Annotated in this window: 29 protein-coding genes; all 29 read left to right on the top strand. The window is 59.6% G+C overall.

Going from position 1 to position 20,349, the window contains the following annotated elements:
- Positions 1–96: 96 nt before the first annotated feature.
- The 29 genes from FD715_RS04940 (at position 97) to FD715_RS04810 (ending at position 20,342) form a co-directional block, all read left to right on the top strand.
- Positions 97–378 carry a DUF1330 domain-containing protein gene (locus FD715_RS04940; RefSeq protein WP_223274739.1) on the top strand — a complete coding sequence of 94 codons (282 nt, stop codon included), beginning with the start codon at positions 97–99 and terminating at the stop codon, positions 376–378.
- A gap of 198 nt (positions 379–576) precedes the next feature.
- Positions 577–942 (top strand): NADH-quinone oxidoreductase subunit A, encoded by a 366-nt coding sequence (locus FD715_RS04935; protein WP_039687742.1) that lies wholly within the window; start codon positions 577–579, stop codon positions 940–942.
- Complete coding sequence (locus FD715_RS04930; protein WP_147106082.1) at positions 933–1,478, top strand: NADH-quinone oxidoreductase subunit B family protein; 546 nt, start codon at positions 933–935, stop codon at positions 1,476–1,478. Before FD715_RS04935 ends, FD715_RS04930 begins: the two co-directional genes overlap by 10 nt.
- Before the next feature lie 9 nt (positions 1,479–1,487).
- A complete protein-coding gene (locus FD715_RS04925; protein WP_147106079.1) occupies positions 1,488–2,099 on the top strand; it encodes an NADH-quinone oxidoreductase subunit C in 612 nt (203 codons plus the stop codon).
- Positions 2,100–2,190: 91 nt separating this feature from the next.
- Positions 2,191–2,364, top strand: a complete 174-nt coding sequence (locus FD715_RS22450; protein ID WP_189799405.1) for a hypothetical protein — start codon at positions 2,191–2,193, stop codon at positions 2,362–2,364.
- Entirely contained in the window at positions 2,364–2,591 is a 228-nt protein-coding gene (locus FD715_RS22445; protein WP_223274738.1) for a hypothetical protein, read from the top strand. The genes FD715_RS22450 and FD715_RS22445 overlap by 1 nt, the downstream gene beginning before the upstream one ends.
- The gene (locus FD715_RS04920; RefSeq protein WP_189799419.1) at positions 2,591–3,805 is read left to right on the top strand and encodes an NADH-quinone oxidoreductase subunit D; all 1,215 of its coding nucleotides are present in this window, start codon (positions 2,591–2,593) and stop codon (positions 3,803–3,805) included. The genes FD715_RS22445 and FD715_RS04920 overlap by 1 nt, the downstream gene beginning before the upstream one ends.
- Entirely contained in the window at positions 3,802–4,335 is a 534-nt protein-coding gene (locus FD715_RS04915; protein ID WP_147106073.1) for a hypothetical protein, read from the top strand. The genes FD715_RS04920 and FD715_RS04915 overlap by 4 nt, the downstream gene beginning before the upstream one ends.
- The gene (locus FD715_RS04910) at positions 4,335–5,486 is read left to right on the top strand and encodes an NADH-quinone oxidoreductase subunit E (protein ID WP_147106070.1); all 1,152 of its coding nucleotides are present in this window, start codon (positions 4,335–4,337) and stop codon (positions 5,484–5,486) included. Before FD715_RS04915 ends, FD715_RS04910 begins: the two co-directional genes overlap by 1 nt.
- A gap of 26 nt (positions 5,487–5,512) precedes the next feature.
- Positions 5,513–6,277 (top strand): hypothetical protein, encoded by a 765-nt coding sequence (locus FD715_RS04905; protein ID WP_147106067.1) that lies wholly within the window; start codon positions 5,513–5,515, stop codon positions 6,275–6,277.
- Positions 6,278–6,280: 3 nt separating this feature from the next.
- Entirely contained in the window at positions 6,281–6,499 is a 219-nt protein-coding gene (locus FD715_RS04900) for a DUF5337 domain-containing protein (protein ID WP_147106064.1), read from the top strand.
- A gap of 39 nt (positions 6,500–6,538) precedes the next feature.
- Complete coding sequence (nuoF, locus tag FD715_RS04895) at positions 6,539–7,819, top strand: NADH-quinone oxidoreductase subunit NuoF (protein ID WP_147106061.1); 1,281 nt, start codon at positions 6,539–6,541, stop codon at positions 7,817–7,819.
- 310 nt (positions 7,820–8,129) lie between these two features.
- Positions 8,130–8,570: a DUF3291 domain-containing protein gene (locus FD715_RS04890; protein WP_147106058.1), complete on the top strand. Its 441-nt coding sequence runs from the start codon at positions 8,130–8,132 to the stop codon at positions 8,568–8,570.
- Between the two features lie 30 nt (positions 8,571–8,600).
- Entirely contained in the window at positions 8,601–8,978 is a 378-nt protein-coding gene (locus tag FD715_RS04885; RefSeq protein ID WP_370455353.1) for a hypothetical protein, read from the top strand.
- Positions 8,979–9,100: 122 nt separating this feature from the next.
- Entirely contained in the window at positions 9,101–9,499 is a 399-nt protein-coding gene (locus FD715_RS04880; protein ID WP_147106055.1) for a DUF5333 domain-containing protein, read from the top strand.
- 3 nt (positions 9,500–9,502) lie between these two features.
- Positions 9,503–11,521: an NADH-quinone oxidoreductase subunit NuoG gene (nuoG, locus tag FD715_RS04875; protein WP_147106052.1), complete on the top strand. Its 2,019-nt coding sequence runs from the start codon at positions 9,503–9,505 to the stop codon at positions 11,519–11,521.
- 11 nt (positions 11,522–11,532) lie between these two features.
- Positions 11,533–11,898: a hypothetical protein gene (locus FD715_RS04870; protein ID WP_147106722.1), complete on the top strand. Its 366-nt coding sequence runs from the start codon at positions 11,533–11,535 to the stop codon at positions 11,896–11,898.
- A gap of 6 nt (positions 11,899–11,904) precedes the next feature.
- Entirely contained in the window at positions 11,905–12,942 is a 1,038-nt protein-coding gene (gene nuoH, locus FD715_RS04865) for an NADH-quinone oxidoreductase subunit NuoH (RefSeq protein WP_039686340.1), read from the top strand.
- A 1-nt stretch (position 12,943) separates the two neighbouring features.
- Positions 12,944–13,138 (top strand): hypothetical protein, encoded by a 195-nt coding sequence (locus tag FD715_RS04860; protein WP_147106049.1) that lies wholly within the window; start codon positions 12,944–12,946, stop codon positions 13,136–13,138.
- A gap of 2 nt (positions 13,139–13,140) precedes the next feature.
- Entirely contained in the window at positions 13,141–13,635 is a 495-nt protein-coding gene (nuoI, locus tag FD715_RS04855) for an NADH-quinone oxidoreductase subunit NuoI (RefSeq protein WP_039686343.1), read from the top strand.
- A complete protein-coding gene (locus FD715_RS04850) occupies positions 13,632–14,015 on the top strand; it encodes a carboxymuconolactone decarboxylase family protein (RefSeq protein WP_147106047.1) in 384 nt (127 codons plus the stop codon). Before nuoI ends, FD715_RS04850 begins: the two co-directional genes overlap by 4 nt.
- Positions 14,008–14,427 carry a carboxymuconolactone decarboxylase family protein gene (locus tag FD715_RS04845; RefSeq protein ID WP_039686347.1) on the top strand — a complete coding sequence of 140 codons (420 nt, stop codon included), beginning with the start codon at positions 14,008–14,010 and terminating at the stop codon, positions 14,425–14,427. Before FD715_RS04850 ends, FD715_RS04845 begins: the two co-directional genes overlap by 8 nt.
- On the top strand, positions 14,424–15,026 hold the full coding sequence (locus tag FD715_RS04840) for an NADH-quinone oxidoreductase subunit J (RefSeq protein ID WP_147106044.1): 603 nt from the start codon (positions 14,424–14,426) through the stop codon (positions 15,024–15,026). The genes FD715_RS04845 and FD715_RS04840 overlap by 4 nt, the downstream gene beginning before the upstream one ends.
- Before the next feature lie 104 nt (positions 15,027–15,130).
- Entirely contained in the window at positions 15,131–15,541 is a 411-nt protein-coding gene (locus tag FD715_RS04835) for a hypothetical protein (protein ID WP_223274737.1), read from the top strand.
- Complete coding sequence (locus tag FD715_RS04830) at positions 15,538–16,020, top strand: hypothetical protein (RefSeq protein ID WP_147106038.1); 483 nt, start codon at positions 15,538–15,540, stop codon at positions 16,018–16,020. The genes FD715_RS04835 and FD715_RS04830 overlap by 4 nt, the downstream gene beginning before the upstream one ends.
- Positions 16,020–16,325 (top strand): NADH-quinone oxidoreductase subunit NuoK, encoded by a 306-nt coding sequence (nuoK, locus tag FD715_RS04825; RefSeq protein ID WP_039686350.1) that lies wholly within the window; start codon positions 16,020–16,022, stop codon positions 16,323–16,325. Before FD715_RS04830 ends, nuoK begins: the two co-directional genes overlap by 1 nt.
- Positions 16,326–16,330: 5 nt before the next feature.
- Positions 16,331–16,732: a hypothetical protein gene (locus tag FD715_RS04820; RefSeq protein WP_147106035.1), complete on the top strand. Its 402-nt coding sequence runs from the start codon at positions 16,331–16,333 to the stop codon at positions 16,730–16,732.
- Between the two features lie 2 nt (positions 16,733–16,734).
- The gene (gene nuoL, locus FD715_RS04815; protein WP_147106032.1) at positions 16,735–18,801 is read left to right on the top strand and encodes an NADH-quinone oxidoreductase subunit L; all 2,067 of its coding nucleotides are present in this window, start codon (positions 16,735–16,737) and stop codon (positions 18,799–18,801) included.
- A complete protein-coding gene (locus FD715_RS04810) occupies positions 18,801–20,342 on the top strand; it encodes an NADH-quinone oxidoreductase subunit M (RefSeq protein ID WP_147106029.1) in 1,542 nt (513 codons plus the stop codon). Before nuoL ends, FD715_RS04810 begins: the two co-directional genes overlap by 1 nt.
- The last annotated feature ends 7 nt before the right edge of the window (positions 20,343–20,349 follow it).

Genomic DNA, 20,349 nt, shown 5'->3' with positions numbered 1-20,349 from the left:
GATCGTTTTTGCACAGGTGCTGGCGGAATACACTCGTTTCTTTCACAGCCGCGGGCCGGATAGCGTCGCGCTGTCAAAGATGTGAAAGGACAGATGATGACCACCCATGCCGTTGTGATGTTGCGCGTGACCAATCCCGACAGCCTTGCCCAGTACCGCAAAAAGGCGACCGATGCCCTGGCCCGTCACGGCGGAGAGGTGGTGCAGGCCTCGCCCGATCTGACCGTGCTGGAAGGGGCGCCGGTTATGCCCGACGCGCTGGCCATCGTGCGCTTCCCCGACAGGGCCGCAGCCGAAGCCTGGATTGCCGACCCCGACCTGCAACCCATCCACGACCTGCGGCGCGGGGCAGGGGCGTCGGATATCCTGCTGCTGTAGGGGCTGTATGACCGTCGCAGCCCGCGCCGTGCTCCTGCTGCATGCGCCGCGCGCTGCGGCGAAATCACCCGAAGATTTCCGTCACTTCCGCCCCCGCCCTTTATTGACCCTGCCGGGTGGCAGGCGTAAACCCGTGCGCAGTCAACCTTGCCACTTGACCTGGCGCAGCACATATCGCGCAAAGAAAAGGAGCCCAACGTGGAAGAGATGTTGCGGGAGTACCTCCCCATTCTCGTGTTTTTGGCCGTCGCCATTGGCCTCGGTCTTGTCCTGATCCTCGCCGCTGTCGTCCTTGCCGTCCGCAACCCGGACCCGGAAAAAGTGTCGGCCTACGAATGTGGGTTCAACGCGTTTGACGATGCGCGGATGAAGTTCGATGTGCGGTTCTACCTCGTGTCGATCCTGTTCATCATCTTCGACCTCGAGATTGCCTTCCTCTTCCCCTGGGCCGTCGCCTTCCAGGACATCAGCATGGCCGGCTTCTGGTCCATGATGGTCTTCCTGGGCGTCCTGACCATCGGCTTTGCCTATGAGTGGAAAAAGGGAGCATTGGAATGGCAGTAACTGACACCGGATCGCTCGGCGCCGCCTATGCTGGTGGCGACAAGGACCACGCCACGCAAGCCTTGAATGCTGAGTTGCAAGACAAAGGGTTTCTGCTCACCTCGACCGACGATATCATCAACTGGGCCCGCACCGGCTCGCTGCACTGGATGACCTTTGGTCTGGCCTGCTGCGCGGTTGAGATGATGCACACCTCCATGCCGCGCTACGACCTCGAACGGTTCGGCACCGCCCCCCGCGCGTCCCCCCGCCAGTCCGACCTGATGATCGTGGCGGGCACGCTCACGAACAAAATGGCGCCTGCGCTGCGCAAGGTCTACGACCAGATGCCCGAGCCGCGCTACGTCATCTCCATGGGCTCCTGCGCCAATGGCGGCGGCTACTACCACTACAGCTATTCCGTGGTGCGCGGCTGCGACCGCATCGTACCGGTCGACGTCTACGTCCCCGGCTGCCCGCCCACGGCCGAAGCGCTGCTCTACGGCATCCTGCAGCTGCAACGCAAAATCCGCCGCACCGGCACCATCGTCCGCTAGGGGGTACGCATGTCCGAAGCAATGACCGAACTTGGCACATATCTGGAAGCCAAGCGCCCCGATTGCGTGTTGGCCTGGGACGTCACCCATGGCGAGCTGAACGTCGACGTGGCCCCGGCCAGCCTGACCGGTTTTGTCGAATTCCTCACGAACGACAGCACCTGCAAGTTCTCCACCCTCGTGGACATCACCGGCGTCGACTACCCGGGCCGCGCCAAGCGGTTCGACGTCGTCTACCACTTCCTGTCGATGTACCAGAACCACCGCATCCGCCTGCGCGTGTCGATCCGTGAGGATCAGATGGTGCCCTCGATCACCGACATCCACCCCTCGGCCAACTGGTTCGAACGCGAAGTGTTCGACATGTTCGGCATCCTGTTCTCGGGCCACCCGGACCTGCGCCGCATCCTCACGGATTACGGCTTCCGCGGCTACCCGCTGCGCAAGGACTTTCCGACCACGGGCTATACCGAGGTCCGCTATGACGAGGCCGAAAAGCGCGTCGTCTACGAACCCGTCAGCCTCGTGCAGGAGTACCGCCAGTTCGACTTCATGTCGCCCTGGGAAGGGGCGGAATACATCCTGCCGGGTGACGAGAAGAAAGAAGAGGGTGCCGCATGACCGCCTTCTCGCGTGCCTTCTGGATCGTTGCCATCGGTCCTCTTGCGGTGCTGATGCCCGGCTTTTTCCGCGTAAAGCCGAAGGGGGCGTAATGGACATGCTCTGGTGGCTTCTGATCGCAGCTGCAAGCATCATCCCGATGTTCAAGCTGCTGCCCCATTTCGGGATCAACCAGTACTGGGCGGCATTCTGCATCCTGCCCGTGGGCACAATCGTGCTGCTCTGGGTGATGGCGATGAAGCTGCAAGAACTGGAGAAGCGGTGATGCTTGTTGGCCCTATGAATGAGCCATTCCACCAGATCGGCATTTTCCTTGGAATGGCAGCGTTGTTCGTGCTGGTTGCAATAATGCCGGCGCGGATACTGCAAAAGCGACACGGATATCCGGGTTACTTAGTTTTACTCGCCTTCATTCCCTATGTCGGCCCTCTTGCCGTCATATGGGGTTTTGCAGTGGCGACTCCGAAATCTGGTGAGATGGAGACAGTATGATGGACGGCTCCAAATTCGACGACGCCCTCACGGGCGAACAGAAAATCCGCAACTTCAACATCAACTTCGGCCCGCAACACCCTGCGGCGCACGGGGTTCTGCGCCTTGTCCTCGAACTCGATGGCGAAGTGGTAGAACGCTGCGACCCACATATCGGCCTGCTGCACCGCGGCACCGAAAAGCTGATGGAATCCCGGACCTACCTGCAAAACCTGCCCTATTTCGACCGGCTCGACTACGTGGCCCCGATGAACCAGGAACACGCCTGGTGCCTCGCCATCGAAAAGCTGACCGGTGTCGAAGTGCCCCGTCGCGCGAGCCTCATCCGCGTCCTCTTCTGCGAGATTGGGCGCGTCCTGAACCACCTCCTCAACATCACCACGCAGGCGCTCGACGTCGGCGCGCTCACCCCGCCGCTCTGGGGCTTTGAAGAGCGTGAAGAGCTGATGATCTTCTACGAACGGGCCTGCGGCGCGCGCCTGCACGCGGCCTATTTCCGTCCAGGCGGCGTCCATCAGGACCTCCCACCCGAACTGCTCGACGACATCGAGGCGTGGTCGCACAAGTTCATGTCCGGCTTCATGGTCGACATCGACGGGCTGCTGACCGAAAACCGCATCTTCAAACAGCGCAACGCCGACATCGGCATCGTGACCGAGGATGACATCCTGAAATACGGCTTCTCGGGTGTCATGGTGCGGGGCAGTGGCTTTGCCTGGGACCTGCGCCGTGCGCAGCCCTACGAATGCTACGACGAATTCGACTTCCAGATCCCCGTGGGCAAGAACGGCGACTGCTACGACCGCTACCTCGTGCGGATGGAAGAGATGCGCCAGTCCATCTCGATCATCCAGCAGGCCATCGCCAAATTGCGCGACTGTCCCGGCGACGTGCTGGCCCGCGGCAAGCTGACCCCGCCCTCGCGCACCGACATGAAAACGTCGATGGAAGCGCTGATCCACCACTTCAAGCTTTACACCGAAGGGTTCCACGTCCCCGAGGGCGAAGTCTACGCCGCCGTCGAGGCCCCCAAGGGCGAATTCGGCGTCTACCTCGTCGCAGACGGCACCAACAAACCCTACCGCGCCAAGCTGCGCGCGCCGGGCTTTTTGCACCTTCAGGCGATGGACTACATTTCTAAAGGGCACCAGCTCGCTGACGTGGCCGCGATCATCGGGACAATGGACGTGGTCTTCGGAGAGATTGATCGGTGAGCTACGCCGAATTCTTGGACACGTTGCGGACTGTTGCAGTGTGCCTTGGGGCATTTGCAGCAATCGTTGGTGTTTGGAAGTACCGATCCGACGCCGCGGCGGCCAGAAAGCTGAGATGGCAGAAGACTACTGTACAAGCAATTTTGCAGGCGCCGGGGAAGCCAGTTTCCTTTGAAGACCTCAAAACCAAGTATCGTTCGTTTGCCGCAGAACATATGCGGCAAAAGCTGGGTGCTGATGACATTTCAGATGAAGCTCTGAGAATGATTTTGGTGGATCTTTGCGCCGACAATGTCTTGGTTCAAATGGGTGAGGATCAGTATGCGCTCACCACATATCTTGGCCAGATGGAAGCCATGAAGGATGTGAGCGCCAAGGTAGTAGCGCTTCAAGAGACGTTCTTCGCTGCCCAGTTGGAATTCTTGGCGAAACAGGATGAAAGCATTCGAGAAATGCTTGAACACCAAAAAGCGGTAGCAGGAACTCTTGTTCCGGACTATCGCCACGCAGACTTGAAGGAAGTCAAATAATGCTCCGCCGTCTCCACCCCGAACAGCCCGACAGCTTCGCCTTTACACCGGATAACCAAGTGTGGGCTGAAGCGCAGATCACCAAATATCCCGAAGGCCGTCAGGCCTCCGCCATCATCCCGCTTCTGTGGCGCGCGCAGGAACAAGAGGGATGGCTGACCCGCCCCGCGATCGAAGCTGTGGCCGACATGCTCGACCTCGCTTACATTCGCGCGCTCGAAGTGGCCTCCTTCTACTTCATGTTCCAGCTGCAACCCGTTGGATCCGTTGCACATATCCAAGTATGCGGTACCACATCCTGCATGATCTGCGGGGCCGAAGACCTTGTCGCCGTCTGCAAGGACAAGATCGCACCCAAAGCGCACCAGCTGTCTGCAGATGGCAAGTTCTCGTGGGAAGAGGTCGAATGCCTCGGCTCCTGCGCCAATGCGCCCATGGCCCAGATCGGTAAGGACTACTATGAAGACCTGACCGCAGCGCGTATGGGGGAGATCATCGACGAGTTGGCAAACGGCGAGGTGCCCACTCCCGGCCCGCAAAACGGTCGTTATGCCTCTGAGCCGCTCAGCGGGTTGACCAGCCTCAAGGATTTTGACAGCGGCCACACGAAATACAATGCCTCCGTCCAGCTTGCGACGGATATCGGCGACACGGTGAAACGGATCGACGGGACCGAGGTGCCATTGCTGGCACCATGGGGCAAAGCCAACGCTGCGGCTGGCGCCAGCAACACAAACGAAAAGCCCGTGTCCAAGGCGCCGCCAAAAGAAACAAAGTCCAAGGCAAAACCCAAGGCGAACGCTCCGGTAACGGAAAATAAATCTCAGCAAAAACAACCGGATGAGGCTGTCCCCGCGGGGACAAAACCCGCGCTTCTGAGCGAAGCCCGCGACGGTGGTGCCGACGATCTGAAACTGATCAAGGGCGTTGGTCCGGGCCTTGAAAAAGAGTTGAACGCTGCCGGCGTGTACCATTTCGACCAGATCGCGTCCTGGACCGAAGACGAAGTGGCGTGGGCCGACCAGAACCTTGTCCGCTTCAAGGGACGAGTGAGCCGTGACAATTGGGTCACGCAGGCGAAAGATCTCTCAGAAGGCAAGCAAACAGAATTTTCCCAACGCGCGAAAAAAGACGGTATCTATAAGGAATAATATCTGCAAACGGGGGAGATATCCTTATGGACAACAATGAGGGAATGATCAGCTGCACGATCGGCTGCTGGCTCGTCGCGCTTTTGGGGGGCGCATTGGCTGCAGTTTTGCTGATGGTGCTCGGCGGTTGGGGCTTTATGCAGGGCGCCTTCATGGGCCTCGTCGTGGCTGCGGTGGCGGGCGCTTTGCTCAGCTGGATCATGTGCAAACCGCTGCCCGCGATTGGAGAAGCGACGGCTGAGCCGAAGTCCACAGAACCGGCCCCGGCCCCCGCCGCAAAGGCGACTGCGGCTGCGGCACCTGCAACGACATCGGCCGCATCTCCTGAGATCAAACCTTCAGCATCACTGCCAGGTGAAGAAGACCTTGCCGCGCGCAAAGGCGAGTGGAAGTACGAGGCGGAGCCGGAAGTTAAGGAAAAACCGAAGGATAAGCCAAAGGCCAAACCTGCCACCAAGAAAAAAGCAGCTCCGAAGGCTGACGCTCCCGCCGCTGCGGGTGAAGGCACAAAGCCTGAGACGCTGTCTGCGGCACGCGAGGGTGGACCGGATAACCTGAAGGAAATCAAGGGTGTAGGGCCGAAGCTTGAAGCGCTTCTGCATTCGATGGGCTTTTACCATTTCGACCAAGTTGCAAGCTGGGGCGTGGATGAGGTCGCATGGGTTGACCAGAACCTTGAAGGGTTCAAAGGCCGTGTGACCCGCGACGATTGGGTGGCGCAGGCCAAGATCCTTGCCGACGGCGGTGAGACCGAGTTTTCCAAGAAGGTCGACAAGGGCGGCGTTTACTGACGTATGTCCGCACCCCTTGATCCGAAACTGGCCCGTCAGGGCCGTATTGCGGCCCTTGTGATTGCAGGGGCCGCTTTGCTGTCTATCTTCTCGCCCGTGATCGTGCAGGCCCTCGGCTTGCCCGCGCGGTACGAAATTCTTATTTTGCTCTTTGCGCTGGCTGCGTTCATTTGGTCACTGGTGGTCGCCGTCAGGATTTGGCAGAAGAGCCGGGACAACTAGGCCCGCGCGCGCACGGGCCACAGGCAAAGGATAACACCCATGCTGGCTGACAAGGATCGCATCTTTACCAACCTTTACGGGATGCACGACCGCACGCTGAAAGGCGCGCAGGCCCGTGGTCACTGGGACGGGACGGACAAGCTGATCCAGAAGGGCCGCGATTGGGTTGTTCAAGAGATGAAGGACAGCGGCCTGCGCGGTCGGGGCGGCGCGGGCTTTCCCACGGGCCTCAAGTGGTCATTCATGCCGAAAGAGTCGGATGGGCGTCCGGCTTACCTCGTTGTAAACGCAGATGAGTCCGAGCCGGGTACGTGCAAGGACCGCGAGATCATGCGCCACGATCCGCACACGCTGATCGAAGGGTGCCTGATCGCCAGCTTCGCGATGAATGCGCATGCCTGCTATATTTACATCCGCGGCGAATACATCCGCGAGAAGGAAGCGCTGCAGGCTGCGATTGATGAAGCCTATGACGCGGGTCTGGTTGGTCCGAACGCCGCTGGATCGGGTTGGGATTTCGACATCTACCTGCACCACGGGGCAGGGGCCTATATCTGCGGTGAGGAAACTGCACTTCTCGAGTCACTTGAGGGTAAGAAGGGTATGCCGCGCATGAAGCCGCCATTCCCAGCGGGCGCGGGCCTGTACGGTTGCCCGACCACTGTAAACAACGTGGAATCTATTGCTGTCGTGCCGACCATCCTGCGTCGGGGTGGGGCGTGGTTTGCCGGGTTTGGGCGCCCGAACAATGCGGGCACCAAACTGTTTGCCATCTCGGGCCACGTGAACAACCCGTGCGTGGTGGAAGAAGAGATGTCGATCAGCTTTGAAGAGCTGATCGAAAAGCATTGCGGCGGCATTCGGGGCGGCTGGGACAACCTCAAGGCCGTGATCCCCGGTGGCTCTTCCGTGCCCTGCGTGCGCGGTGAGAAGATGAAAGACGCCATCATGGACTTCGACTATCTGCGGAACGATCTGCAGTCGGGTCTGGGCACGGCGGCGGTGATCGTGATGGATCAGTCGACCGACATCATCAAGGCGATCTGGCGTCTGTCGAAATTCTACAAGCACGAGTCCTGTGGTCAGTGCACGCCCTGTCGCGAAGGCACGGGTTGGATGATGCGCGTGATGGAACGGTTGGTACATGGTGAAGCGGAGGTCGAGGAGATCGACATGCTGCTCGACGTGACGAAGCAGGTCGAGGGTCATACGATCTGTGCGCTGGGGGACGCGGCGGCGTGGCCGATTCAGGGGCTGATCCGGAATTTCCGGGATGAGATCGAGGATCGGATCAAGACGCAGCGGATCGCGGCGGAGTAGTTAACGGGCTTTGTCGAGGTAACTGCGAAAAAACCCAAGGCTGTCTGACTATTCTTGAGGATTGCCAGCTTTCAATTTGGTTTGCTGCGGCAAGTCGATCTTTGGGGACTGACGATGCACAATTCACCCTGGAACCAGTGCCCGAGGTGTGGCCACTGGCCTTATGTGTACTTTTTAATTCCGTGTCGCCGATGTGGGTATGGAGATTTTCAAATTGTGTTTTCCAAATCTCGTACATCCTGGCTTTTGGCAATCGTCTTGATTGTATGCGTTTTTGTGCTGTGGGAGGTTTTCGGTGTGAGCGTTGCGGATGCACCTCGCTGAGTTCAACATCGGCACGCTGAAATACGACTGGGAAGATCCGCGCGTCGCGGACTTCCTGAACAACCTCGACCGTGTCTATGACATGGCGCGTCGTACCCCCGGCTATGTCTGGCATCTGGAAGGCGACGAGATGGAGGTGGCGCAGCTTGACCCCGATGGCCCGCTCGGGGGCAATCCACGCACGGCCAGCACGCTTTCCGTCTGGAAAGACATTGAAAGTCTCCGCGCCTTCACCTTCAACACCGTTCACAAGCAGTTCTATGACCGCAAGGGCGAGTGGTACAATCCGGAACAGGGTTTGCGTTTTGTCATGTGGTGGGTGCCCGTGGGCCATATACCCACGATTGAGGAGGCACTTGAGCGCTTCCATCATCTTGAAAACCATGGCAATACGGACCACGCCTTTGGCTGGGATCATGCCGCCTGAGGCCTCAAGACCGGGGTGGAGGAGACCGCTGTGACCAAGACGAAGACCCGTGCATTGATTGACATGCGCCCTGCGATGTTGACCGGGCTTTTGCTGATTTCGGTGCTGGTGCTGACCGCATGCGGCGACCGGCGGTCCGAACGCGTCGCCTTTGATGGTCAGTTTTTCCGGGCGAACGCCAGCAAGGTCGACCGCCGCCAACGCGAACAGTTCGAGGTCACCGTGTCGCCCGTGTCCGCATCGCTGGACGGCGCGCGCGAGGCGGGCCGCTACGAGGCCATTCGCTATTGCATCCAGGAGTATGGATCGTCCGATATCGAGTGGGCGGAAGGGCCTGACGCAGAGGACGGGACGCTTCGCATTTCCAACGACCGGTTGCTGTTGCGCGGCACCTGCACCCCAGCGTGATCACAAGCGCCGTTTAAGGCGACATTTTGCGCTCTGACGGGTTGTGTCGGCCCGTGATATTGCATAGCACGAACCTGCTTTCCCACATGGCATCAATGTGATGCACAAGGTGGAGAGAAACGATGCGCGCAATGACCATGGCCCTGATCCTTAGCCTGACTGCCGGGATAGCCTCGGCGAAGCCCCATCTTCGGGACGTGCCCGAGATTGACGGCACCATTCTGGCTGTCGGGATCGCGGACGAGATTCGCAAGAACTGCCCGGATATTTCGGCCCGCATGCTGCGGGCGATGTCCGTGGTCAACGGGCTGAAAGGGCGGGCGCGGGCGCTTGGCTATACGGATGCAGAGATTGACGCTTACCGCAAGTCGGATGCCGAAAAGGCGCGGCTGAAAGCCAAGGGCGAGGCTTATCTGAAGCAGGGCGGCGTGACGCCGGGCCAGCCCGCGAGCTACTGCGCGCTGGGACGTGCGGAAATTGAAAGAGGCGGCCAGATTGGCGCCCTATTGAGGATGAACTGACGCATGAGTGACCTTCGCAAGATCATCATCGACGGCAATGAGGTTGAGGTGGACGGGGCCATGACCCTTATCCAGGCCTGCGAAGAGGCCGGGATCGAGATCCCGCGTTTCTGCTATCATGAGCGTCTGTCGATTGCGGGCAACTGCCGGATGTGTCTTGTGGAAGTGGTGGGTGGTCCGCCGAAGCCTGCGGCGTCCTGCGCGATGCAGGTCAAGGATTTGCGCCCGGGTCCCGAGGGACAGCCGCCTGTCGTGAAAACCAATTCGCCCATGGTCAAGAAGGCCCGCGAAGGGGTGATGGAGTTCCTGCTGATCAACCACCCGCTGGATTGCCCGATCTGCGATCAGGGCGGCGAGTGCGACTTGCAGGATCAGGCGATGGCTTATGGCGTCGACTTCAGCCGTTTCCGCGAGCCGAAGCGTGCAGTGGACGATCTGGATCTGGGGCCGCTGGTCGAGACACACATGACCCGGTGCATTTCCTGCACCCGTTGCGTGCGCTTCACGACCGAAGTCGCGGGTATCACGCAGATGGGCCAGACGGGGCGTGGTGAGGACAGCGAGATCACCTCGTACTTGGGTGAGACTCTCGATTCGAACCTGCAGGGCAACATCATCGACCTGTGCCCGGTAGGGGCGCTGGTGTCGAAGCCTTACGCTTTTACTGCCCGGCCTTGGGAGCTGACCAAGACCGAGAGTGTGGACGTGATGGATGCGCTTGGGTCGTCCATTCGCGTCGATACGAAAGGTCGTGAGGTGATGCGGTTTCTGCCGTTGAACCATGACGGCACCAACGAGGAATGGATTTCGGACAAGACACGCTTTGTCTGGGACGGGTTGCGTCGGCAGCGGCTGGATAAGCCTTATGTCCGTGAGAACGGCAAGCTGCGGCCCGCGTCTTGGGGCGAGGCGCTTGGCAAGGCGTCTGAAGCGATCAAGGGTGCGTCATCGCTGGCTGGGTTGGTCGGTGATCTTGCGCCGGTTGAAGCGGCATATGCGCTGAAAGAGCTGATCGAAGGGCAGGGCGGGATCGTCGAATGTCGCACTGACGGGGCCAAGCTGCCGTCGGGCAATCGGGCGGCCTATGTCGGCACCGCCGCCATCGAGGACATCGACACCGCCGAAGCCATCATGCTGATCGGAACCAACCCACGGCTGGAAGCCCCGGTGCTGAATGCGCGCATTCGTAAGGCATGGAGCCAAGGAGCGAATGTGGGTGTGATCGGCGAGATGCCGGACTTGACCTACGAAGCGGCGCATATCGGCACCGACGCGACGATCATCAATGATCTGCTCAAGCGCGATCACTCTGCCGTGCAGGAGAAACCGTCGATCATCATCGTTGGCATGGGCGCATTGACCCGTGGCGATGGGGCCGCCATTCTGGCGGGCGCGCAGGCGCTGGCGGTCAGCACGAAATCCGGCCTGATGATCCTGCACACAGCGGCGGGCCGCGTGGGTGCAATGGATGTGGGTGCAACAAACCCGGATGGCATGGCAGCCGTCGAAAAGGCGGATGTGATCTACAATCTTGGTGCGGACGAGGTCGAGATCGGTGACGGCGCATTCGTCATCTATCAGGGCAGTCACGGCGACCGTGGTGCGCACCGGGCTGATGTGATCCTGCCGGGGGCTGCCTATACCGAAGAAGGCGGGTTGTTCGTGAATACCGAAGGGCGCCCGCAACTGGCCCAACGCGCGAGCTTTGCGCCCGGTGAGGCCAAGGAAAACTGGGCGATCCTGCGCGCGCTGTCGGGCGAGCTGGGCGCAACGCTGCCTTACGACAGCCTCGCCGCTTTGCGACAGAAACTGGTCAAGGATCATCCGCATCTCGGCGATGTGGACGTGGTGGCCGAGAACAATGGAGAAGTTCTGGAACAGAGCAAGATCGAGGGCGGTATGCTGACCTCGACCATCCGCGACTTCTACCTAACCAACCCGATTGCCCGCGCCAGCCAGTTGATGGCGGAACTCAGCGCCAATGCAAAGGCACGCAAATCGCAGGCGCTGGCAGCAGAGTGAAGCCTGCTTGGATCATAACGGCCTTGCCGCTCGCGGCCTGTGATTCCGTGCCAACGGCCGAGCAGTTCATCCCCGACTATCGCGGGATCGAAACGCAACTGCTGGCCGAGGATCTGGTGCAGTTTGACGTTGAAATGACCAACGCGATCACGACGCGCGACGTCGAGGATTATGCCGAATGTGCAGCCGCCGGATACACGCTGATCCGGGGCTGGGGCTTTGCGCGTCATTTGCGCACAAATGTATACGAAGAGGCTGGCGTGTGGAAAGCAGATGCTGTTTACACCATTTCGCCAGCCCTCCCGCGTGGAATCCGGACCATCGACGCCGAAGTCGTGGCCGCCGCTTGCGCGGAGAGGGGAATACCGACGGTGTGAGGACTGATGGCTGATTTCTTTACCACTCCTGGCGGCATCGCCGTCCTAGTTCTGGCCCAGGTGCTGGCCGTCGTGGCGTTTGTCATGATCTCGCTCCTGTTCCTGGTCTACGGCGACCGCAAGATCTGGGCCGCTGTGCAGTTGCGCCGTGGTCCCAACGTGGTCGGTGCCTATGGCCTGCTTCAGACCGTTGCGGATGCGCTGAAATACGTCGTGAAAGAGGTTGTCGTGCCTGCGGGTGCGGACAAGACCCTGTTCATGCTCGCCCCTATGACCAGCTTCGTGCTGGCGATGGTGGCTTGGGCGGTGATCCCGTTCAACGACGGCTGGGTGCTGTCGGACATCAACGTCGCGATACTCTATGTCTTCGCCATCTCATCGCTTGAGGTGTATGGCGTCATCATCGGCGGCTGGGCGTCGAACTCGAAATACCCGTTCTTGGGTTCGTTGCGGTCGGCGGCGCAGATGATCTCCTATGAGGTCAGCATCGGCCTGATCATCATCGGTGTGATCCTGTCCACCGGGTCGCTGAATTTCGGGGCTATCGTGAACGCGCAGGACACCGGTTACGGCTTCTTTGGCTGGTACTGGCTGCCGCACCTGCCGATGGTGTTCCTGTTCTTTATCAGCGCCTTGGCCGAGACGAACCGGCCACCGTTTGACTTGCCTGAAGCGGAATCCGAACTCGTCGCGGGCTATCAGGTCGAATACTCCTCGACCCCGTTCCTGCTGTTCATGGCCGGTGAATACATCGCCATCTTCCTGATGTGCGCGCTGATGAGCCTGCTGTTCTTTGGTGGCTGGCTGTCGCCCATTCCGGGCCTGCCTGATGGCGTGCTGTGGATGGTGGCGAAGATGGCGTTCTTCTTCTTCCTCTTCGCCATGGTGAAGGCGATCACGCCCCGCTACCGCTATGACCAGCTGATGCGCCTGGGCTGGAAAGTGTTCCTGCCATTCAGCCTGGTCTGGGTCGTGTTCGTGGCGTTCGCCGCCAAGTTCGACTGGTTCTGGGGCATCTATGCCCGCTGGGCCGTGGGGGGCTGATATGGGACTGGCCATCGCCATCAACGAAGCGCCCGAGCGGCATCTGGACGATCTGGTGTCCTACCTGTCGTCCGAGTTTTCCATCGGCACCTTGGACAGTGAAAAGACCTTCGAACAGGCTGATCAGGGCGAGGTTGTCTCGGCCCTCAAGGCCTGGGCGTATATGCACCTTAACGACGCAACACAGGGAGACTAGCAATGACGCAGATCGACTACGGCCGCGCCGCCAAATACTTCCTGCTTCAGGATTTCTGGGTCGGCATGAAGCTGGGGCTCAAGTACTTCTTTGCCCCCAAAGCAACGGTGAACTATCCGCATGAAAAGGGGCCTTTGTCCCCGCGTTTCCGGGGCGAACACGCCCTGCGCCGCTATCCCAACGGGGAAGAGCGTTGCATTGCGTGCAAGCTCTGCGAGGCAATTTGTCCCGCGCAGGCCATCACCATCGACGCCGAACCGCGCGAGGATGGCAGCCGCCGCACCACCCGCTATGACATCGACATGACCAAGTGCATCTATTGCGGGTTCTGTCAGGAAGCCTGCCCGGTGGATGCCATTGTCGAGGGGCCGAATTTCGAATTCGCGACCGAGACGCGTGAAGAGCTGTTCTACGACAAGGAAAAGCTGCTGGAGAACGGCGAGCGGTGGGAAGCCGAGATCGCGCGCAACCTGGAACTGGACGCTCCCTACAGATGAGTGCGGATTCCGCATATGAGCGCGGCAAGGCGCTGTCGGAGCAGGTGAACCCGGGCATGGAAGATGCTCTGGCAGCCCGCTATGACGCGCTGGTGCCGGGCTTGTCGCGCATGGTCGTGGAAGTGCCTTATGGCACGTTCTACACGCGCGGTGTCGTGGACGAGAAGACGCGGCTGTTGGCGACGATTGCTGCCTTGGCCGCGATGGGCGGGCAGACGCGTCCGCAGGTCAAGGTCAACATTGCGAGCGCCCGCGCTGTGGGGGCCAGCCGCGAGGAAGTCTGCGAGATCATCTACCAGATGACCCTCTATGGCGGCTTTCCGGCCATGATCAACGCGATGAATGCGGCCATCGAGGTGTTTGAGGCCGAAGATGAGTGACGACAAGAACCCCTTTGCCGCGATGATCGCCCAGATGCACGAAATGACGAAGGCGTTTCCGCATATGGCGGCGTTCGATCCGTCGAAGGGGTTTGATCCCAAGATGTTCGAAGCGCTATGGCCAACCATGCCCAAGGATCTGATGGAGACGTGGTTTGGCAACACGTTCAATGAGAACGGGCTGGATGCCAAGACACGTCTGCTGATCACCCTTGCGGGGCTGACCATGCAGGGCGCACAGGCCGACACGGCCATTCGCCAGACCGTGCGCCATGCGCGCGAGGCAGGCGCGACGGACCAGCAGATTTCCGAGACTTTGGGCATGATGGCGATGTTCGCCGGGGTGCCCGCCATGACCCGCGCCATGGGATTGGCGCAGGAGGTCATGGGTGACGACGAGGACGAAACATGACTGTATTTGCCTTCTACCTGTTCGCGGTCAGCGTGATCGCCGGGGGCCTCTTCACCGTGATCAGCCGCAATCCGGTCCATTCGGTCCTGTGGCTGATCCTGGCCTTCCTGAGTGCAGCGGGCCTGTTCGTACTGCTTGGCGCCGAGTTCGTGGCGATGCTGCTGATCATCGTCTATGTGGGGGCGGTCGCGGTGCTGTTCCTCTTTGTGGTGATGATGCTGGACGTGGATTTCGCCGAGCTGAAGGCGGAGATGGCGAAATACATGCCGCTGGCGCTGCTGATCGGCGTCGTGATCCTGATGCAGTTCGTGATGGCCTTTGGCGCCTGGGAATCCAATGCCGCGGCCGAAGGGCTGCGCGCGCAGGTGATGCCGGTGGATCGGCATAATACAGAAGCGTTGGGCATGATCCTCTATGACCAATACTTCCTGCTGTTCCAGCTGTCGGGTTTGATCCTGCTGGTCGCGATGGTGGGTGCCATTGTGCTGACCCTGCGCCACCGCTCGGATGTGAAGCGTCAGGATGTGGTGGCCCAGATGATGCGCGACCCGGCCACGGCGATGGAGTTGAAGGACGTCAAACCGGGGCAAGGGCTCTGATGCCGTTTTCTTTCAAAGAAAACGGATCGGAATTTTTGAAAAATTCCGTCTGCGCTGCAGTGACAGCCGTGGCTCTGGTTGGGCCGGCGTCGGCTGTGACTCTGATGGAGTGTGACCGGACTACGCATATCTCGCATGGTGGCGAGGCGGATCATGTCGATTTGGGCGAAGGCCGCGTCATGTGGCGCGACTGGTGGAGCCAGGAGGGGACGGCGACGTCGTTCACTCTGGTGGACTGTATGCCTGGCGCTGCACTGACCTTCCGGACGCAGGAAGAGAACATGGGCAATCGCTTGCCCTTTGACCGGACCGACGCGGCACTTCAAGTGATCAATCGACACGAAAGCGGCGCGCGGGCCTTTGCCACGTTCGACCGCATGGCCGCCGATCTGGATGGCATCGCGCGGGACATCGACATCATCACGCTGGAGGCAGAGCCTTGTGCCTGCGCCGCACTCTACCCCGAGGCTCGAGGGGAGAAGTCGGTGTTTCTTCGGCAGGAGAAATTGCAATGACCCGGTCCTTTCCCGCTATCACCTTGTGTATCTGCGTTCTTCTGGTGCCGTACGAGGCCGGTGCAGCCTGCTATCGGTTCACTTCGGAAGATGCAGTAGAGGTTGCTCACAAAGACCTTGGCGCTGGCATTGTAAAGTATCGCACTGGCCAGCATGCAATACATCCTTATAGCAGCACGCTGGTCGTCGAGAGTTGCCAATCGGCGGCGGCGATCAACGTACGCGTTGCAACGGGTAAAGAAGATCCTTCTGACGGAGGGTCCATTACCTTGTTCGACGTAACCAATGAGGCGGAAGCGGTTTTGGACGACGCACTTCGTTCTGATGCGGTGGAAGCATTCGACGATCTTGCTGCCAGTTTCAAATCGCTTGGTGCCAGCGTGGCTAGATCGAAAGTCACGCATGAAAGCTGCGCGTGTAACAAATGGTACCCGGACATGCGGGGTACAAAGACGAAATTCGGACAGGTTGACTACTGATGATCGGACTTGAACACTACCTCACCGTCGCGGCGACGCTGTTCGTCATCGGCATCTTCGGGCTTTTCCTGAACCGCAAGAACGTGATCATCCTGCTTATGAGCATCGAACTGATGCTCTTGGCGGTGAACATCAACCTCGTGGCGTTCTCCAGTTTCTTGGACGACCTCGTCGGGCAGGTGTTCACCCTGTTTGTGCTGACCGTTGCAGCGGCAGAGGCGGCCATCGGTCTGGCCATCCTGGTCTGTTTCTTCCGCAACCGCGGTACTATCGCCGTCGAAGACGTCAACGTGATGAAGGGCTGATCGTGATGGGGTTTTTGTCTCACGGCAAATCGGTCGCCGCGATTTCCTGTGCCTTAGCTATGGCGTCTAGTGCAAGCGAAGCCTCAATCCCCATCGAATGCGCGGCTGGGGAAACAAGCTATTCACTTGTCCATGATCTTAATGCCCATCTGTCGGTGTTTCTTTTGGCTGACGAACAGCGTTTACTTTTGGCAAATTGTTCCGGGCGCGAGATGATTGCGGTAGAACAGCTCGGCGAACCATCTCTGAGCCATCACATCGGTCATGCCCTCGGCGAGATTGAACGCATGTCGGCGAGCAGCACCTTTTTTACTTTTGACGATGTGGTTGCCCGTTTGCGGAACCAAGAATTTACGGCAGATATTGTTCCGCTTCGGCGGGATGAATGTGTGTGCGGGGAGAACTAGACGTGGAAACCATCATCCTCTTTGCCCCTCTGGTTGGCGCCATCCTCTGCGGCTTTGGCTGGCGTATCTTTGGTGAGGTCGCGGCCTGCTGGATCGCCACGGGCTTGCTGTTCCTGTCGGCTATCCTGTCTTGGATCGTGTTCATCACCTTTGACGGCACGACCGAGACCATCCAGATCCTGCGGTTCATCGAAAGCGGCAGTCTGAGCACGGACTGGTCCATCCGTCTGGACCGGCTGACCGCGATCATGCTGATCGTGATCACGACAGTGTCGAGCCTCGTCCACCTGTATTCCTTCGGCTACATGGATCATGATCCGCAATGGCGCGAAGGCGAAAGCTACAAGCCGCGTTTCTTTGCCTACCTGTCCTTCTTCACCTTCGCGATGCTGATGCTGGTGACGGCGGACAACCTGGTGCAGATGTTCTTTGGCTGGGAAGGCGTGGGCGTCGCATCCTACCTGCTGATCGGGTTCTACTACCGCAAGCCATCCGCCAATGCGGCGGCTATCAAGGCGTTTGTGGTGAACCGGGTTGGTGATTTCGGCTTTGCATTGGGCATCTTTGCACTGTTCTTCCTCACCGACAGCATCAACTTTGACGACATCTTTGCCGCTGCACCTGAGCTGGCGGAGACGCAGCTGACCTTCCTCTGGAGCGAGTGGAACGCGGCGAACCTCGTGGCTTTCCTGCTGTTCATCGGCGCCATGGGCAAGTCGGCACAGCTGATCCTGCACACTTGGCTGCCGGACGCTATGGAGGGGCCGACGCCGGTGTCCGCGCTGATCCACGCGGCGACCATGGTGACGGCAGGTGTGTTTCTCGTCTGCCGCATGTCGCCGGTGATGGAGTTTGCACCCGAGGCTATGGCCTTTGTCACCGGGCTGGGCGCGATTACCGCCTTCTTTGCCGCAACCGTGGGGCTGGTACAGACCGACATCAAGCGTGTGATCGCGTATTCTACCTGTTCGCAGCTTGGCTATATGTTCGTCGCTGCGGGTGTTGGGGTGTACTCCGTAGCAATGTTCCACCTGTTCACGCACGCTTTCTTCAAGGCGATGCTGTTCTTGGGCGCAGGCTCGGTCATCCACGCTATGCACCATGAGCAGGACATGACCAACTATGGCGGATTGCGGAAGAAGATCCCGTATACCTTCTGGGCCATGATGATCGGGACGCTGGCCATCACTGGCGTTGGCATCCCGCTGACGGGGTGGATCGGCTTTGCTGGCTTTGCATCGAAAGATGCGGTGATCGAAAGCGCCTATGTCGGGTCGACCTTTGCCTTCTGGGCGCTGGTGATCGCGGCGCTGTTCACGTCCTTCTATTCGTGGCGCCTGATGTTCCTGACCTTCTACGGCGAGCCGCGTGGCGACAAGCACACGCATGAGCACGCGCATGAAAGCCCGATGGTCATGCTGATCCCGCTGGGTGTGCTTTCTCTGGGTGCGATGTTTGCTGGTGCGATCTGGTACTCGTCTTTCTTTGGCAAGCCGAACGAGGTGATCAAGTTCTTTGGGGGTCATTACGAGGCGCCCTCCGAAGAGATCAAAAATGCCGTGGCCGAGCGCAGCCCGAAAGCATCCGAGCTGAAATATGTGATGGAGGATGCGCCGGGTGAGGCGGGAATCTACATCGCGCCTGAAAACACTGTCCTGCACGAAGCCCATTACGTACCGACCTGGGTCAAGCTGTCGCCCTTTGTGTCGATGCTGCTCGGGTTTATCGTGGCCTATTGGTTCTACATCGCAAACCCGGCGCTGCCTAAGCGCCTAGCAGAAGATCAGCGCCCGCTGTACCTGTTCCTGAAAAACAAATGGTACTTTGACGAGCTCTATAACTTCATCTTTGTCGGGCCCGCCATGTGGCTGGGCAAGAAGCTGTGGAAGCGCGGCGATGGCGATGTCATTGACGGCACGATCAACGGGCTGTCCATGGGCGTTGTGCCCTTCATCACGCGCCTCGCAGGTCGCGCGCAGTCCGGCTACATCTTTACCTATGCCTTCGCCATGGTGATCGGGATTGCTGTCCTTGTCACCTGGATGACGCTCAGCGGAGGAGCGAACTGATGGACAATATTCTTTCCATCACCACCTTCATGCCCGCGTTGGCGGCCTTGATTCTGGCCGTATTCCTGCGGGGCGAGGATGAGGCGGCGCAGCGCAACGCCAAGTGGGTGGCGATGGCCACCACGGTGATCACGTTCATCGCGTCGCTGTTCATCCTGTTTGACTTCGATCGCAACGACACCGGCTTCCAGATGGTGGAGCAGGGCGAGTGGATCATGGGCCTCACCTACAAAATGGGGGTCGATGGGATCAGCGTTCTGTTCGTGATGCTGACCACCTTCATGATGCCGCTCGTTATTGCGGCGTCCTGGTCCGTGACGGACCGGGTCAAGGAATACATGATCGCCTTCCTGCTCTTGGAGACGCTCATGCTGGGCGTGTTCATGGCGCTGGATCTGGTCCTGTTCTACCTGTTCTTCGAGGCGGGTCTGATCCCGATGTTCCTGATCATCGGCATCTGGGGTGGGGCGAACCGCATCTATGCGAGCTTCAAGTTCTTCCTCTACACCTTCCTCGGCTCGGTGCTGATGCTGGTGGCGATGGTTGCGATGTATGCGGATGCAGGTACCACAGACATTGAGGCGCTGCTCAACCACCAGTTCGGGAGCGAAACGTTCAGCCTGCTGGGTATGCAGATCGTCGGCGGGATGCAGACGATCCTGTTCCTCGCCTTCTTTGCCAGCTTCGCCGTCAAGATGCCGATGTGGCCGGTTCACACCTGGCTGCCTGACGCGCACGTGCAGGCCCCGACCGCGGGTTCAGTTGTGCTGGCCGCCATCCTGCTGAAACTCGGAGGGTACGGGTTTATCCGCTTCTCCTTTTCTATGTTCCCGGTGGGGTCCGAGGTGATGGCGCCGCTGGTGCTTTGGATGTCGGCGATTGCGATTGTCTACACGTCGCTGGTGGCACTTGTGCAGGACGATATGAAGAAGCTGATCGCCTATTCGTCGGTTGCGCACATGGGCTTTGTGACGATGGGTATCTTTTCGGGAAATCAGCAGGGTTTGGACGGCGCGATTTTCCAGATGCTGAGCCACGGGTTTATCTCGGGCGCGCTGTTCCTGTGCGTGGGCGTCATCTATGACCGGATGCACACGCGCGAGATTGATGCCTATGGCGGCCTGGTGAACCGGATGCCGGCTTATGCACTGATCTTCATGCTGTTCACCATGGCGAACGTGGGCCTGCCGGGCACATCCGGGTTCGTGGGCGAGTTCCTGACGTTGATGGCGGTGTTCCAGGTCAACACTTGGGTGGCCGCGGTTGCCACAACCGGTGTGATCTTCTCTGCCGCTTATGCGCTTTGGCTTTACCGTCGGGTGGTCATGGGCGATCTGATCAAGGAGAGCCTGAAGTCGATCACCGATATGACGCGGCGGGAAAAGGCGATTTTCGCTCCGCTGGTGGTGATGACGCTGCTGCTGGGTGTGTATCCGGCGCTGATCCTCGACATCATCGGGCCGTCGGTGGCCGCCCTTGTGACACAATACGATACGGCGCTCGCCGCAGCTGAGGCTGCGACGATGGTTGCCGAGAATTAAGGAGCCG

Origin of the sequence: Tateyamaria sp. syn59, from assembly GCF_007995245.1 — a bacterium.
Classification (GTDB): Bacteria; Pseudomonadota; Alphaproteobacteria; order Rhodobacterales; family Rhodobacteraceae; genus Tateyamaria.
The sequence above is the reverse complement of the archived record's forward strand: the minus strand, read 5'-3'. Positions and strand labels throughout refer to the sequence as shown.